At 68.0% G+C, this 14,922-nt stretch carries 14 protein-coding genes; 6 read left to right on the top strand and 8 right to left on the bottom strand.

The window, feature by feature from the left end; translation table 11 throughout:
• Positions 1-62: 62 nt before the first annotated feature.
• Positions 63-926, bottom strand: coding sequence for a pyrroline-5-carboxylate reductase (gene proC, locus STHE_RS16155; RefSeq protein ID WP_012873666.1), 864 nt, complete (start codon positions 924-926; stop codon positions 63-65).
• Positions 927-1,647: 721 nt separating this feature from the next.
• Between proC and STHE_RS16150 the strand changes: the two genes are divergently transcribed.
• From STHE_RS16150 to STHE_RS16140, 3 genes are read left to right on the top strand one after another with little or no spacing between them, the layout of a single operon-like run.
• A complete protein-coding gene (locus tag STHE_RS16150) occupies positions 1,648-3,342 on the top strand; it encodes an ABC transporter substrate-binding protein (protein WP_012873665.1) in 1,695 nt (564 codons plus the stop codon).
• Between the two features lie 20 nt (positions 3,343-3,362).
• Positions 3,363-4,307: an ABC transporter permease gene (locus STHE_RS16145; RefSeq protein ID WP_012873664.1), complete on the top strand. Its 945-nt coding sequence runs from the start codon at positions 3,363-3,365 to the stop codon at positions 4,305-4,307.
• A 45-nt stretch (positions 4,308-4,352) separates the two neighbouring features.
• Positions 4,353-5,246, top strand: a complete 894-nt coding sequence (locus STHE_RS16140) for an ABC transporter permease (protein WP_012873663.1) — start codon at positions 4,353-4,355, stop codon at positions 5,244-5,246.
• A gap of 567 nt (positions 5,247-5,813) precedes the next feature.
• On the opposite strand, the gene STHE_RS16135 is transcribed toward STHE_RS16140, so the two are convergent.
• From STHE_RS16135 to STHE_RS16120, 4 genes are all read right to left on the bottom strand, one after another.
• Complete coding sequence (locus STHE_RS16135; RefSeq protein WP_012873662.1) at positions 5,814-6,854, bottom strand: ATP-NAD kinase family protein; 1,041 nt, start codon at positions 6,852-6,854, stop codon at positions 5,814-5,816.
• Positions 6,855-6,858: 4 nt separating this feature from the next.
• Positions 6,859-7,989, bottom strand: coding sequence for an acetoin dehydrogenase dihydrolipoyllysine-residue acetyltransferase subunit (locus STHE_RS16130; protein ID WP_012873661.1), 1,131 nt, complete (start codon positions 7,987-7,989; stop codon positions 6,859-6,861).
• Entirely contained in the window at positions 7,986-9,014 is a 1,029-nt protein-coding gene (locus STHE_RS16125; RefSeq protein ID WP_012873660.1) for an alpha-ketoacid dehydrogenase subunit beta, read from the bottom strand. Before STHE_RS16125 ends, STHE_RS16130 begins: the two co-directional genes overlap by 4 nt.
• Before the next feature lie 116 nt (positions 9,015-9,130).
• Positions 9,131-10,132 (bottom strand): thiamine pyrophosphate-dependent dehydrogenase E1 component subunit alpha, encoded by a 1,002-nt coding sequence (locus STHE_RS16120; protein WP_012873659.1) that lies wholly within the window; start codon positions 10,130-10,132, stop codon positions 9,131-9,133.
• A gap of 159 nt (positions 10,133-10,291) precedes the next feature.
• Here STHE_RS16120 and STHE_RS16115 point away from each other — a divergent pair, with 159 nt between their 5' ends.
• Positions 10,292-10,573 carry a ribbon-helix-helix protein, CopG family gene (locus STHE_RS16115; RefSeq protein WP_217155931.1) on the top strand — a complete coding sequence of 94 codons (282 nt, stop codon included), beginning with the start codon at positions 10,292-10,294 and terminating at the stop codon, positions 10,571-10,573.
• Positions 10,574-10,867: 294 nt separating this feature from the next.
• Positions 10,868-12,763 carry a glycoside hydrolase family 15 protein gene (locus STHE_RS16110; protein WP_012873657.1) on the top strand — a complete coding sequence of 632 codons (1,896 nt, stop codon included), beginning with the start codon at positions 10,868-10,870 and terminating at the stop codon, positions 12,761-12,763.
• On the opposite strand, the gene STHE_RS18270 is transcribed toward STHE_RS16110, so the two are convergent.
• The 3 genes from STHE_RS18270 to STHE_RS16095 form a co-directional block, all read right to left on the bottom strand.
• Positions 12,709-13,122, bottom strand: a complete 414-nt coding sequence (locus STHE_RS18270) for a type II toxin-antitoxin system VapC family toxin (protein ID WP_012873656.1) — start codon at positions 13,120-13,122, stop codon at positions 12,709-12,711. The genes STHE_RS16110 and STHE_RS18270 overlap by 55 nt on opposite strands.
• Positions 13,123-13,125: 3 nt before the next feature.
• Complete coding sequence (locus STHE_RS16100) at positions 13,126-13,494, bottom strand: helix-turn-helix domain-containing protein (RefSeq protein ID WP_012873655.1); 369 nt, start codon at positions 13,492-13,494, stop codon at positions 13,126-13,128.
• A gap of 143 nt (positions 13,495-13,637) precedes the next feature.
• The gene (locus STHE_RS16095) at positions 13,638-14,117 is read right to left on the bottom strand and encodes a hypothetical protein (RefSeq protein ID WP_012873654.1); all 480 of its coding nucleotides are present in this window, start codon (positions 14,115-14,117) and stop codon (positions 13,638-13,640) included.
• A gap of 115 nt (positions 14,118-14,232) precedes the next feature.
• On the opposite strand from STHE_RS16095, the gene STHE_RS16090 reads away from it, so the two are divergent.
• Complete coding sequence (locus tag STHE_RS16090) at positions 14,233-14,862, top strand: LuxR C-terminal-related transcriptional regulator (protein WP_012873653.1); 630 nt, start codon at positions 14,233-14,235, stop codon at positions 14,860-14,862.
• Positions 14,863-14,922 lie beyond the last annotated feature (60 nt).

The following is a 14,922-nucleotide window of genomic DNA, read 5'->3' as shown; positions in this document are numbered from 1 at the left end:
CCTCACCCCCTGCCCCCCTCTCCCAACATTGGGAGAGGGGCCGGGGATGAGGGCCGGATCACCTACAGCAACTCCGGGCCGCCGTTCTTGCGACCGGCGCCGAGGGCTTCTGCGCGCTTGTAGGCCGCCCAGACAGCCTGGGCGATGACGGTGCGCAACCCGCCCTTCTCCATCTGGTAGTGCGCGGCCGCGGTCGTGCCGCCCGGCGTCGTCACCATGTTGCGGAGTTCGGCCGGGTGCTTGCCCGACTCGCGAGCGAAGAGCACCGAGCCGAGCATCGTCTGGTAGACGAGTTGCTCCGCGATGCGCCGGTGCAGCCCGAGGTGGACCCCGGCATCGATCAGTGCTTCCATCATTTGAAAGACGTAGGCTGGCCCGGTGCCGCTCAGCGCCGTCGCCATGTCGATCTGGTCCTCAGAGTCGACGCGCACCGACAGGCCCATGGCGCTGAGCACAGCCTCGACCAGCGCCTGAATCCGCTCATCGACGGCCGGTGCCGGGTACCAGGCGGTGACCCCGCTGCCGATCTGCGCCGGGGTGTTCGGCATCGAGCGCACGACTGCGGCGTGCCCAAGCCCTTGGCTGAGGTGGGCGATCGTGGCGCCGGGGATGATCGAAACCACGACCTGTTCCGGCCGCAGCGTACCGGCGAGCTCCTGCATGACCACGTCGAGCGTCTGCGGCTTGATACTGAGCATGACAAGGTCGGCCTCGGCGGCCGCTTCCCGGTTGTCGCTGACGATGCGAACCCCGTAGCGCGCGGCGAGTTCCTCGCGGCGGGATGGGATCGGCTCGCCGCCGGTGATCTGCCGCGGGTGGACCAGCTCCCCGCGCAGCAAGACCGCCATGATGGCCTCCGCCATCACACCGCAGCCGATGAATGCGATCCGTGCGTCGCGCAGGATGTCCTGCACCGTACCCTCCATTGCTGGCTCCTCCATCGTGCGCCGCACGCGTGCGGCGCCGCTATTGAGCTACCGGTTGTGCGTGGGTAGGTTTCTGGCCCTCAAACGCTAAGCGGGTGCCCGTCGGCACCCGCCCCACTCGGAAACCGTGACGATCGACTCAGCAAAGATCTCCGAGGGAAGCGGGTTGAGGGCCGCCGGTAGGGTCCGGGGCAGGGATCGGGCTAGGGGCGGACAGCGCGCGGGCAGGGGATGCCGGCGCGCCGGGCAGACGTGCGCGGTCGTAGCACAGGGTGTGGTGGTCAGCGAGGTCGGATGAGTACAGCATCGCGTCCTCCAGCAACCCGCGGCTTGCCGCGAGCGCGTCGAACAGTCGCCCGTGTGCTCGCTATTCTACACCTCGAGCCCATCATGGCAAGTGGCATTCGTCTGGACGGCGCGCAGCGCCACCGCTTGACAGACCTTCATCGCCCATGTTATCTAAGGTCCAGTTTCACGTACTCGGTAACTAAAGGTTCCAGCTTTGCGGACTCGGCGTCAGTCGCCAGCGAGCGATGCGCGTCCGCCCCATACCTTCGTCTAAAGGGATTTTGGCGCGAGCGGTGGCCGCGAGTCCGCGTAACCGAGGCTCGCAGCCCCGCGGGCCTTTTTCAATGCCATCCCGGCATCCACGCAGGGTGGCGAGCGTGTCGTTCCCGTTCATCGAGTGTGGCCGAGAGTTGTCGTTCGAGGAGGAGGCGCCATGACCCCCCAGTATGATCCCGAACGTGAGAAACTCCGCCAGATGCTGCACCGGACCGTCGACCGGCGCATGCTGATGCGTGGCACTGCCGCCGCACTCGGCGCCGGAGCGCTCGCCCGCTTCCTGGCCGCCTGTGGTGGCGGCGAGGAGGAACCGGGGGGTGGCGGCGATAGCACCGGCGGCGGCGCCGCGCAGACGCCCGCCACGACCGAGTCACCGGCCGCAGGCGAAGGGAAACCGGGCGGAACGCTCCGGGTCGCGATCATCGGCGAGCCACCCGCGTTCGACCCAACCTTCACCACCGCAACCATCACGCAGAACACAACAGCCCACGTCTTTGAGACCCTCTGGGCTCAAGACAACGAGTTCTCTCCTCAGCCGTTGTTGCTGGAGAGCGCCGACATCCAGGAGGAGGGCAAGGTCTTCGTCCTCAACCTCCGCCAGGGGGTGAAGTTCCATAACGGCGAGGAGATGAAGGCCGACGACGTCATCGCCTCGCTGGAGCGCTACGCCAAGCTGTCAGGCCGCGGCAGGACGTTGTTCGAGCGTGTCGAGGGGCTGGACAAAGTCGACGACTACACCGTCCGCCTGGCCTTCAACGCACCGACTGGCATCGCGCCCGTGTTCCTCCAGATGCCCGACGCGATCATCATCCCCAAGTCGATCGCCGATGCCGCGCCGGATAGCGAGATGGGCGAGTTCATCGGGACCGGGCCGTACATGGTGAAGGAGCGCCTGCCGGACCGCTACATCAGTCTGGTGCGCTTCGAGGATTACGCCAAGCGGGACGAGCCGCCGAACTACTTTGCGGGCGGCAAGACGGCCTACTTCGACGAGATCCGCTTCATCCCGGTGTCGGAGCAGGCGGTGCGTTCCGACGGCCTGATCACCGACGAGTTCGACTTCGCCGAGGACCTCAGCAAGGACAACTTCGAAGCTCTCGAGGCCGAGCCGTCGGTCGAGCTGCAGATCACGCTGCCCTACTACTTCTACGGCGCGCACTTCAACAAGTCCGAAGAGAGCATGATGTCCAACCGCGACCTGCGGATGGCGCTGCTGACGGCGATCGACATGGAGCCGGTGGCGCGCGCCGGGTTTGGGGACGAGCGGTTCTGGCGGCTGGGGCCGGAGATCAGCGCGCCCGAGTCGGCCTGGTACACCGACGCCGGCAAGCAGTACTACGACCTGAAGGATCCCGACAAGGCCCGGGAGATGCTCCAGGCCGCCGGCTACGACGGCACGCCGATCCGCTGGATCGCCACCAAGGAGTACTCCTACAACTACAACATGGGACTTGTCCTGAAGGACCAGATGGAGAAGGCCGGGGCGGTCATCGACTTCCAGGTGATGGACTGGGCCACCCTGGTCAGCCAGCGCAGCCAGAAGGACGCCTGGGACATCTTCATCACGGGCCACCCGAGCTACAACCACCCGATCCTCCAGGTCTTCCTGCCGGAAACCTGGCCGGGCTGGTGGGTGAACTCCCGTAAGGACGAGTTGATGACCTTGATCATCGAGGAGACCGACCCCGCCAAGCAGTTGGAGTACATCGCCGAGCTCCAGGAGCTGTGGTGGTCGGAAGCGTGCATGATCAAGGTCTGCGAGGGCGCCACGCTGCGCGGCTATCGCTCGCGCCTGAAGGGCTACAACAACCCGACCGACTGGCACTTCTTCAACGCGTGGTTCGAGGAATAGACCAGAGCTGAGCGGGAGCCATGACGCGCTACATCATCCGGCGCCTGTTGCTCGCGATCCCGGTCATGCTACTGGTAGCGGTGACGACCTTCCTGCTGCTGCACATGACCCCAGGTGACCCGGTCTCCGTGCTCCTCGGCCCGGACGCCACGGTCGAGCAGATCGAGGAGATGCGGGAGGCGCTGGGGCTCAACGACCCGGTGCATATCCAGTTGCTGAACTGGTTCCGGGATCTGGCGCGCGGTGATCTGGGCGAGAGCATCTTCCTCGGCAAGCCGGTCACGGAGGCGATCGCCGAGCGTGCGCAGCCGACACTGCTGTTGACGCTCCTCGCGTCGCTCGTGGCGATTTGCGTCGGGCTCCCGTTCGGCGTGATCTCGGCAGTCCGGCGCGGCTCGACGATCGACGTCGGGGCGATGCTCGCGGCCATGGTCGGCATCTCGATGCCGACCTTCTGGCTCGGGCTCAATCTGATCTTCATCTTCGGCGTCAAGCTGCGCTGGCTGCCGGTCCAGGGCTATCAGCCCCTCTCAGAGGGTCTCTGGACGAGCCTGCGCTACCTGATCATGCCGGCGCTGACGCTCGGCGCGGCCCAGGGCGCACTGCTTGCCCGGATGACCCGCTCCATGATGCTCGAGGTGCTGCACGAGGACTATGTACGGACGGCGCGGGCCAAGGGAGTGAGCGAGCGCCGGGTCATCCTGCACCATGCACTCCGCAACGCCTTCATCCCGCTGGTGACGGTGATCGGCCTCACCTTCGCCGTCCTGATCAGCGGGGCGGTGGTGACCGAGCAGGTGTTCGGCATCCCGGGCGCCGGGCAGTTGCTGATCCGGGCCGTCAACCGGCGGGACTTCCCCCTGATCCAGGGGATCGTCCTGATCGTTGCCCTTCTCTACGTCATCATCAACCTGATCGTGGACCTGATCTATGTCTTCCTGGACCCGCGCATCCACTACAGCTAGGGGAGCCACGCAGGGCATCGGGGGAGTGTGCAGAGTGAGGCAACGATGACGGTCGTCGAACGACCGCGAGCGCTCGCGGACCAGATCCGACCGGAACCGTCATTCGGCAAGCGCGTCGGCCACTACGTGCGGCGACACCCCGGCGGCGTGCTCGGCTCGACGCTGGTGCTGCTCATCGTGCTCATCGCCATCTTCGCCAACCAGATCGCGGGGCAGGACCCGACCGCGCTCAACCCGGCCGAGCGGCTGGCCGGGCCGAGCGCGGCCCATCGCTTCGGCACCGACAACTTCGGGCGCGACCTCTTCAGCCGGACGGTGCACGGCACCCGCATCTCGCTCGGCGTCGGCTTCGGCGTGAGCCTCGCCGCGCTGCTCGGAGGGATCATCTTCGGCTTGCTGGCAGGGTACTACCGCCGCCTGGACGCGCCGCTGATGCGCCTGATGGACGCAGTCATGGCCTTCCCGGGCATCATCCTGGCGATCGGGATCGTCGCCGCGACCGGCCAGAGCATCGCCAACGTGATCCTCGCGCTGGGGGTCGTCTACATCCCACGGGTCGCCCGGCTGGTGCGCAGCGTGGTGCTGAGCGTCCGCGAGCAGGCCTTCATCGAGGCGGCCCGCGCCATCGGGGTGCGTGACTGGCGCCTGCTGGGCCGGCACATCCTGCCCAGCTCCTGGTCCCCGATCATCGTGCAGGGCACCTTCGTCTTCGCCGAGGGTGTGCTGGGCGAGGCCACGCTGAGCTTCCTCGGCGTCGGACCGCCACCGATCTACCCGAGCTGGGGCACGATCCTAAGCGAGGCGCGACCGTTCATCCGCGAGGCACCCTGGATGATGATCCTGCCCGGCATCGCCCTGACCGTGACCGTGCTCAGCCTCAACCTCATGGGCGACGGCCTCCGCGACCTGCTCGACCCCCGCCTCCGCCGCCGGGCGTGAGGGGTAGCCACTATCCGTGGCCGACCCATAGGGACGCATTCAGCGCGTCCGGTGCAGGAGGCGAGTAGTGCGGAGGATCCACCGCCGTGGCACGTGCCCGGAGAGGGTGGTGTGAGAGTCCCGCGGTCGGCACGTGCCCGGGGGTGAACCCCCCGGGCTGACAACGCGAAGCCCACTGAAGGGGCTGAGGGCGCTGGGCCCGGTAGGAGTCCAAACAGAATATGCCTGCAAGTCGGCATCACAGCCCCTTTAGTGGGCTTACCCAATATTCAGCCCGGGGGTTTACCCCTGGGCCTAGACCACGGCGCTGGATCCTCCCATCACCCGGTCGGCTCATGACCCCCAGCCCGCTTGAGCGGGCTTTCGTTGTGAGCCCGGTGGCGTTAGTCCCGGGCACCGACCACGTCCCTAACCCCTCCTGCCACTCACCCAACCACGACCACTCCGCCCTCCCACAGCCACAAGCGTGGGCGTCCTTACCCTCCTGCCCGCCACTCCCCTCTCCCAACGTTGGGAGAGGGGTCGGGGGTGAGGGCCACTCCCAGAACCGCCCCCGCCCCGGTACGGCTACCGCCGCGTGGCCACAGCGCGGAGGAGTCCGTGGTGGGCAGCGTGGGTCATGATGGCGTCGATGTCGATGGTGCGGGGGCCGTCGCGACGGAGGTGGACGGTGGCGCGGTCGGCGGGGGTCAGCTCGATCTCCCGCTCGCCGTCGAGGGCCAGGCAACCGAGACAGCCTTCCAGGAACACCTCTTCGCCGGGAGCGATCCGGCGCCACTCCATGACCCCGACCGGGGCGATAAGGCCGGGCGCGAGCGGGGCGTGGATCACGAGCGGTGCCGTTGCCGGATCGGTCAGGCGGAGATAGAGCGCTTCCCCTGTCCCGCGCGGCAGCGGATCGACCAGGGCAGCGGTGCCCGAGAGCCCGACCGCACCGGGCTGGGCAAAGGCAACGATGATCTGGGAGATCGTCTCGGCCCGCCAGAGCGCGCGGGAGCCGATCCAGGGGTCGGTGCTGAGTGCGACGTCCACCAGCGCCAGCTCCTCACGCGGATTCGCCCCGTCGACCCGCACCGTGAGCAGTGTCTCCTGCCGCAGAGCGAGATCGGGCGGCACCTGGCCGGTGGCATAGAAGCCGGTTGCCAGACCGGCGATGGTCGCCTCCCGCACCTGGGGGAACGCGTTGTTGGTGCCGGTGGAGAGGGCACAGAGGGGTGTGTCGCCGCAGTGCCCGGCGACGATCCGGTGGGTGCCGTCGCCCCCGAGGACCACGATAGCAGAGGCACCCGCGGCGACCATCATCTCGGTCGCCGCGGCGCTGTCCTCCGGACCGTCCTGCAGCGGCAGGTCGAGAACCTCGAGTTCCGGGAGGCGGGGCGGCGTGGGGTCGGTCTGGTGTGCGCGGAGGTTGCGCTCCAGGCTGTCGCCCACACCCGCCCCGGCCGGCATGAGCAGTACGCGCTCGACCCCGGCCGCGCCTAGCCCGACGAGGAGGCGGTAGATCATGCGCCCCTTCTCGGCGTTGTCGAAGACCGACGCGCCGCTCACGAGGCGCCGGATGTCCCGGCCCGAGGCAGGGTTCGCGATGACGCCAACAGTCACAGGCATGGCGTCAGGCATCCACCTCAGCGAGGAAGCGGTCAATCAGCCGTGTGACCTCGCTCGCGGCCTCCATCTGGACCGAGTGGCCCTTACCCTCGATGATCTCCACCCGGGCGTGGGACGGCAGTGCGTTGGCGTGGTCGACCGGGAGGATCTGGTCCTCCCGACCCCAGATGCCAAGCACCGGGACATCGAGGCCGGCCAGCGCCGGAGCCAGTACCGTCGCCTGCCGCCCGCCGGGGAAGAGCCGGTCGGCCAGCGTTCGCAGGGCCTGGTCCACGCCGTCGATCCGCTTTGAACGCAGCGTATCCTCCACGAACTGGCGGGTGACGAGCGACTGGTCCGCAAAGAGCATGGTGAGCACGGGTGTCATCTGCCGGCGCGACCCGGCGGCGATGAAGCCCTCGATGAAGTCCCCGTTGATCTCGGGACCGAGCCCGGCGCTGGCGATCAGGGTCAGGGAGGCGACGCGCTCCGGATGGGCCGTGGCGACAGCCATCGCCGTCGCCCCACCCATCGAGTGGCCGGCCAGGTGGGCGCGCTCGATCCCGAGTGCGTCCATGAACCCGGCGACGGTGCCCGCCAGCACGTCGAGCGATCCGTCACCCACGTCCTTGCTCGACCCGCCGTGCCCCGGCAGGTCGAGGGCGTAGACCGTGCGGCCTCCGGCCAGCGCCTCCTGATTGAAGAGCCAGGTGTTCAGGTCGCCACCGAATCCGTGGATCAGGATGACGGCCGGGCCGTCCTCACCGTGCCGTAGGTAGCGGATGGTGCGGTCGCCGACGGTCACCTGCTCGGGCACCGGCCCGGTATCGCCCGCTTCGGCGGGTGGGACGAAGGTGGCCTCGAACTCGGCGATCAGTTCCTGGATCGCTTCGTCCGGGGTCGCCTCGTCGGCGATGATGCCGAGCATGCCACCGACCGGGATCACCTGGCCGGGCTCAGCCACGCGCCGGCGCAGGATGCCCCCAGCCGGCGCCTCGACCACACCGTTGATCTTCTCGGTTTCGACCTCGGCCACCTCGTCTCCCGGCCGGATGGTGCTCCCCTCGTCCACCAGCCAGCTCACGAGGCGCCCCTCGGTCATCGATAGACCCCACTTGGGCATCGTCAGCTTGATGACCTGGGTCTCCGTGGTCATGCCGTAACCTCCGCCCCCTTGCCGACGACCTCGCGCACCGCCGCGGCGATGCGATCCGGGCTCGGGACGAATGCATCCTCGAGCGTCGGGCTGAAGGGGACCGGCGCGTGCGGCGCGGTGACCATGCGGATCGGGGCCGTCAGCGCCGAGAAGCAGTCCTGGGCCACCAGTGCCGCGACATCGCTGGCGAAGCCGCAGCGCGGGTAGGCCTCATCGACGACGACGAGCCGGCCGGTCTTCTCGACGCTCTCGTAGATCGTCTCGGTGTCGAGCGGCGAGGTCGTGCGCGGGTCAACGATTTCGCACTCGATGCCCTCGGCTGCCAGCGTCTCGGCGGCCTGCTGGGCCATGCTGACCATCCGGCCGAGCGCGACGATGGTCACGTCGTCCCCCTCGCGCACATAGGCGGCTTCGCCGAAGGGGATGGTGTAGGACTCCTCGGGGACATCCCCCTCCATGGTGTAGAGCACCTTGTGCTCGAAGAAGATGACCGGGTCGTCGTCGCGGATCGCCTGGATCAGCAGGCCCTTGGCGTCGTACGGGTTGGACGGGACGACGACCTTCAGCCCCGGGATATGGGTGAAGATCGGGTAGAGGGCCTGGGAGTGCTGGGCCGCCGCGCGGATACCCGCGCCGTACATGGTGCGGATCACGACCGGCGTCTTGGCCTTGCCGCCGAACATGTAGCGAAACTTGGCGGCCTGGTTGAAGATCTGGTCGAAGCAGACACCCATGAAGTCGACGAACATCAACTCCGCCACCGGCCGGATGCCGCTGATGGCCCCGCCGATCGCGGCGCCGATGAAGGCCGACTCGCTGATCGGGGTGTCGAGCACGCGGTCGTTGAACTGGGTCCAGAGCCCCTTGGTGACGCCGAGCGGGCCGCCCCAGGAGTCGCCTTGCTGGCCGTCGGACCCGGCGCCGCCGGAGATATCCTCGCCCAGGAGGACGACGGTTGGGTCACGCCGCATCTCCTGAGCGAGCGCCTCGTTGATCGCCTGCTGGAAGGTGAGCCGTCGAGCCATTTCTTCACCTCCGTCTGCTGGTGGGAGGGAGGCATCCACCCTCCCGCGCCGCCACCACACCGGCGCCGGACGGGGTTGCACCCGCCGCAGCCGGAGCGATGACGCCCGCCGCGCGGCTAGTAGGCGACGTAGACATCGGTCACGAGTTCCGACACATCCGGGTCGGGCGCGGCCTTGGCCTCACGCACCGCGTCGTCGATCAGCGCCCGGACATCGCGGTCGATCTCGTCGAGCTCGGCCTGGTCGATGACCCCGGCGGACGTGACGCGCTGGGCGAAGCGCATCAGGCAGTCGCGCGTCTGGCGGATGTTCTCGACCTCGTTTGGCGCGCGGTAGGTCTGCTGGTCGCCCTCGAAGTGCCCGTAGTAGCGGTTGACCTTGCACTCCAGCAGGGTCGGACCACCGCCGCTGCGGGCGCGGCGGACCGCCTCGCGTGCCGCCTCATAGACGGCGAAGAAATCGTGGCCGTCGACGATCACGCCGGGCAGGCCGAAGCCGTCGGCGCGCTTGGCGACATCGATACCCTTCTGGTGGTACCGGCTCGACGTGGACTCGGCGTAGCCGTTGTTCTCGACGACGAAGAGGACCGGGAGGTTCCAGACGGCGGCCAGGTTCAGGCTCTCCAGGAAGGTGCCCTGGTTTGATCCGCCGTCGCCGACAAAGGCGACACCGACCTGGTCGGTACCCCGGATCCGAGCCATCAGGCCCACGCCGCAGATGAGCGGGGGCGCGCCGCCGACGATGCCGTTGGCGCCGAGCATGCCCTGGTCAAAGTCGGCGATATGCATCGAGCCGCCCTTGCCCTTGCACAGCCCGTCGCGCTTCCCGTAGATCTCCTTCATCATCGCCTTGACGTCACAGCCCTTGGCGATGGCGTGGCCGTGGCCACGGTGGGTGCTGCCCACCCAGTCGTCCGGGCGGAGGTTGGCGCAGATCCCGGCGGCGATCGCCTCCTCACCCGCGTAGAGGTGCACGAACCCAGGGATCTCGCCGGTCGCAAACTCGATGTGCAGGCGCTCCTCGAACTCGCGGATGGTGCGCATGACACGATAGGCGTGGAGTAACTCCTGCTTACCCAGCTCACCGATAATGGTGGGTGGGGGTGCTGAGGTCGTCATGGAAGCCTCCTTCCCCGGGAACTGAACATTTAGTTTGGTTGGTGCGTCCCATCTTAGACACATGGCGAAGATCTCGCAAGAGGTAGCGGGAAAGGCAACCGTTGGCCGCCTGACTGACACATGGGCTATCGTATGTGTATGTTGGACCACCGAGTTCAAGTGCTACTCGACGACGAACGCTATGAGAAGGTGGCGCGGGAAGCGCGGCGCCGCGGTATCTCGATTGGGGCCGTGATCCGCGAGGCGATCGATCGCTTGCCGACGGACAGCGAAGCCCGGCGCGCGGCGATTGAGGCGATCCTGGCGGCTGAGCCGATGCCGGTCCCCGACGATCCGGCGGACCTGCGCCGGGAGTTGGATACCGCGCGCGACACCGCTGAGCGACAATCATCGGTACGACCGTGTTCACCTAGTTCGTGCCCGGTGGCGATCCCGTGCTGACGCAGTCGTGCTCGCTCGCAAGGAGGCTGTGGCACTTCCCCTCCTGACCACGCTGCCGGATCATCTTTCGCTTGCACTGGATTGATCCGGCGAGTCCCGCGCTGGCTCAGCTCATTGAGCAGTAGCGCGCACCAGAGCTGCGCAAAACCTCTCCAGCGCCTCGCACGTACCCTCCGTGGACGGTGCGCGATCGGCGACGTGTGCGCCCCCCGTGGGACCCATGAGCTCGGCGATGGAACAGCTTTCGCGTGGTGGCGTTAACGTCCAGGCGCACCGAGGAGACGAGGGTGCAGCGTGCCGAGTGAGCCGGATGCAGTCCACCCAGCGCCGGCCGGATACCTTCCACTGGCTGACTATGGCGTGATCGGGGACGGGCGCAGCATCGCGCTGGTGGCCAATACCGGCGCGATCGATTGGTGGTGCCTGCCGCGCTTCGATGGCGACCCGATCTTCGCCCGGCTGCTCGACACGCGCCTCGGCGGGTCGTGCGTGATCCAGCCGCGCTGCTCCTTCCACGGCCGGCAGGCGTACCTAGGCGAAACCAACGTGCTGGCGACCACCTTCACCACCGATGCCGGGGAAGCCCGGGTGGTGGACTTCATGCCGGCGCTGACGGAGGCGCAGAAGCGGCGCTATCCGATCCCCTTCCGCGAGATCGTGCGCCGAGTGGAGGGCATCTCGGGACGCGTGCCGATGCAGTTGCTGCTGCGGCCGCGGCCGGACTACGGCCGCCTGACGCCGCGGGTGCGGCAGACGCGCGCGGACCGCTACGTCATCGAGTGGCGCGACCAGGCGCTGCACGTCACCGCAGGCGTCCCGCTGCACATCGACCCCGGCACACTCACGGCGTCCTTCGACCTCGTGCCGGGCCAGCGGGTGGACCTGGTGCTTTCCTACTCCAGCGAGTCACCGGCCGAGTTGCCGACCCTCGGCAGCCTCGACCTGATGCAGCGGCTGACCGTGGAGTTTTGGGAGGCGTGGATCCGGCAATGCGGGTATACCGGGCCCTACCAGTCGGCAGTGCGCCGCAGCGCGCTCGTTCTCAAGCTCCTCACGTACGCCCCCTCCGGCGCGATCATCGCCGCACCGACGACCTCACTCCCGGAGCAGATCGGGGGCGTGCGCAACTGGGACTACCGCTACTGCTGGCTGCGTGATGCGGCCTTCACCATCCGCGCGCTGCTCAGTCTCAACTACCAGCGGGAGGCCCACGCGTTCGCCGAGTGGCTGCTCCACGTCACCCGGCTCACGCACCCGGAGCTGCAAGTCCTCTACACCCTGTACGGCGAAGCCGATATCCCGGAGCGCACGCTGGACTACCTGGAGGGCTATCGCGGCTCACGGCCGGTACGGGTCGGTAACGCCGCGGCCGAGCAGTTCCAGCTCGATGTCTACGGCGAGGTCATCGATGCCCTCCGGATCTACCATCGGGTCGGCGGCTCGTTCGACCGCGACGGGCGGCGCCTGATCGCGGGACTGGCGGAGGTCATCGCTCGCCGCTGGCATGAGCCGGACGACGGCATCTGGGAGGTCCGCTCGGGCCGCGCCCAGCACATCCACTCGAAGGTGATGGCCTGGGTCGGGCTGCAGGCGGCGATTGAGATTGCCCAGCATGAGCGGCTGCCGATCTCCGTGCCCCACCTGGAGCGCACGGCCGACGAGATCCAGGCGTGGGTGCTCCGCCACGGGTACGATCCCGGCCTCGGCGCCTTCACCCGCACCTACGGTAGTGGGGACCTGGACGCCGCGCTCCTGGTCGTGCCACTGGTGGACTTCCTCGACCAGCGCGACCCGCGCGTTGCCGAAGCAGTCCGGGCAATCGAGCGACGCCTCACGCGCGACGATCTGGTCCATCGCTACCTGGGGGAGGATGGGCTGCCCGGCGAAGAGGGTGCCTTCCTCATCTGCTCGTTCTGGCTGGTGGAAGCCCTGGCACGCACCGGGCGGCTCGACGAGGCCCACGAGCGCTTTCAGCGTCTTCTTGCGCGGGCCAACCCGCTTGGGCTGCTGGCCGAAGAGGTTGACCCGGTGAGCGGGGAGCAACTCGGCAACTTCCCCCAGGCATTCAGCCACATCGGCCTGATCAACGCCGCCGTGACTCTCCACGAGGTCGAACAGCAGCCCCAGCGCGGCGCCTACTCCCGGGTTGTGGGGAGGTCGAGGAGAGAAAGGCCAGGGATGTCTCGATAGTCGCGGAGATTGCGGGTAACGAGCGTCAGGTTGAACTCAAGAGCCGTTGCCGCGATGATGAGGTCGAGCGCCCGGCCGCCGACTCGCCTGCCTTGCCTGCGCAGGTCTGCCCGGACCGCCGCACAACGACGCGCTACCGCCGGTGAGAGGGGCAGCAGCGGCAGGGTCTCAACCAGTTCGCGAAAGCGCAACTCGGCAGCCGCCTGATCGGTGCTCATGAGCACACCCTGGTAGACCTCCATGTAGGTGATGATGCTGATGGCGATTCCCGCCGGGGCCAGACGAAGCAGGAGTTCGCTTGCATCGGGGATACCGGTAAGATGGTCGATGACCCAGTCGCTGTCTATGAGGTAGGCCATCGATCAGCGGGGACTCTCGGACTCGCCCTGCGTCCGAGCCTCATGGATATCGCGGATGAGCGTGTCGGGGTCCACGCCCACAAGCGTCCCGGCGCTCCGCTGCAGGGCCGCGCGGACCGCTTCGGGATCGTACGCTGCCCAGATCTCGGCGCTGTCTTTCGGACCGGTGTGCAACCCCGTATCATCTTTCGCCCGCAGTTCCCGGGCAAAGGCGACAACCTCCGCCCGGCGCAGACGGATTCCAAGACGCGCCACGCGATGGCCCCGGAGTCGCCCTGCCTTGACCCACCGGCGCACGACTGCGGCACTGACCGCCAGGTAGTCGGCCGCCTCTGAGACGCTGATATATTCGTGCCGCTCCCTGTGCACCACTGGGCGCTCCCGGGTCGTATGTGCGATACCGCGGGGATGATGGCTGTAGTCTTCTCATCATCCGTACGAGCTCATTATGCCTGATGTCACGCGGCACGTCGAAGGATCCGCCGTCTGCGGCGCTCCCTGGTCGCCATGCATCCCTACCGCCTGAGCCGATAGAAGGTGCCGAGCATGGCACCGAAAGCGAGGTGGGCGAGGAAGGTGACGATCGCGGTCTGGTGGCCGTAGTTGCTCGCCAGGAAGCCGGGGGGCTCCAGCTCCAGCGTCGGCTCGGGGCCGCGGGCGTCGCTCGCCATGCGAGGGTGGAGACCCGGTAGGGCCGGGAGGCCGACGACGAGCACGAAGAGCGCGTGCACTGCGCCGATTGCCGCGCCGAGCCACCAGGTGGCGCGCTGGAAGTACTGGAAGGTCGCGGCGTAGACGAGCGCGAAGAGCCAGCCGTTCACCAGGTGCATCAGGAATCCGTAGATCTTGGCACGGTCGCGGTTGGGTGTCACCATCAGCCCGAGGATGAGCGGGAGATCGACCCGCGTTCGCCCGATGGCTGCCGCGCCCCGCAGGATGGTGGTCAGCACCGTCGTCCCGGCAAAGCCCCAGAGCATCACCGCACGGAGGTTCATCGCCCCGCCTCCCGTCCGCTCGGCGTGCCCCTTTGGCGCGCCCCTATAATTCGTACGGAGAAACCCGCGTTCCGGTCGGTGCCTGGCTCCGGTCCGGCCCAGAGATTGGCTGGCCATGCTTCGCGTCCTCGTCGCCGCAGCGTATCCCATGACTCGTGCCGGACTGGCGGCACTCCTGGCTGAGACGCCGGAGATTGCCGTGGCCGCGACGGTGGAGGACGTGGCCACCGCGGTGGCTGAGATGGAGCCGGCCGCGCCGGATGTGATCCTCCTTGCGCCAGGCGACGATGTAGAGGAGTGGCTGGACGACCTGGCCCGGCTGGCCGGGGAGAGCGGGGCCCCGCCGGTTCTCCTCCTGGTCGACACGCCCGAACTGGCGCCCGAGGCACTGCGCGCCGGGGTCGCCGGGCTGCTCCTCCGTGACGCCGACCCGGACGAGATCGTAGCGGCACTGCGGGCGGCCGGGCAGGGCCTCACGGTGCTGGACCCGCGTGCCGTTCCCTTCCTGACGACCGACGCAGCGCCGCGGGCATCCCCCGACGCCGGCGAGCCACTCACGCCGCGAGAGCGCGAGATCCTCCAACTCATCGCACAGGGCTTGCCCAACAAGTCGATCGCTCTTGAGCTCGGGATCAGCGAGCACACGGTCAAGTTCCACGTCGGCTCGATCCTCGACAAGCTCGGCGCTTCGAGCCGCGCCGAAGCCCTGGCCCGCGCCGCACGGGCCGGATTGATCGTGCTGTGAGGGAGTGCGACCTAATCCGGATGCCCGCTCTGGCTCGGCCTCGCATCTCCACCGTTCATC

Origin of the sequence: Sphaerobacter thermophilus DSM 20745, from assembly GCF_000024985.1 — a bacterium.
GTDB lineage: Bacteria > Chloroflexota > Chloroflexia > Thermomicrobiales > Thermomicrobiaceae > Sphaerobacter > Sphaerobacter thermophilus.
The sequence above is the reverse complement of the archived record's forward strand: the minus strand, read 5'-3'. Positions and strand labels throughout refer to the sequence as shown.

Bases quoted from the DNA above. Each gene is read 5' to 3' on its own strand.
- STHE_RS16140 (WP_012873663.1), top strand. From the start codon at position 4,353: ATGACGGTCGTCGAACGACCGCGAGCGCTCGCGGACCAGATCCGACCG.
- STHE_RS16095 (WP_012873654.1), bottom strand. From the start codon at position 14,117: ATGAACCTCCGTGCGGTGATGCTCTGGGGCTTTGCCGGGACGACGGTG.
- STHE_RS16145 (WP_012873664.1), top strand. From the start codon at position 3,363: ATGACGCGCTACATCATCCGGCGCCTGTTGCTCGCGATCCCGGTCATG.
- STHE_RS16150 (WP_012873665.1), top strand. From the start codon at position 1,648: ATGACCCCCCAGTATGATCCCGAACGTGAGAAACTCCGCCAGATGCTG.
- STHE_RS16120 (WP_012873659.1), bottom strand. From the start codon at position 10,132: ATGACGACCTCAGCACCCCCACCCACCATTATCGGTGAGCTGGGTAAG.
- STHE_RS16125 (WP_012873660.1), bottom strand. From the start codon at position 9,014: ATGGCTCGACGGCTCACCTTCCAGCAGGCGATCAACGAGGCGCTCGCT.
- proC (WP_012873666.1), bottom strand. From the start codon at position 926: ATGGAGGGTACGGTGCAGGACATCCTGCGCGACGCACGGATCGCATTC.
- STHE_RS16135 (WP_012873662.1), bottom strand. From the start codon at position 6,854: ATGCCTGTGACTGTTGGCGTCATCGCGAACCCTGCCTCGGGCCGGGAC.
- STHE_RS16130 (WP_012873661.1), bottom strand. From the start codon at position 7,989: ATGACCACGGAGACCCAGGTCATCAAGCTGACGATGCCCAAGTGGGGT.
- STHE_RS18270 (WP_012873656.1), bottom strand. From the start codon at position 13,122: ATGGCCTACCTCATAGACAGCGACTGGGTCATCGACCATCTTACCGGT.
- STHE_RS16090 (WP_012873653.1), top strand. From the start codon at position 14,233: ATGCTTCGCGTCCTCGTCGCCGCAGCGTATCCCATGACTCGTGCCGGA.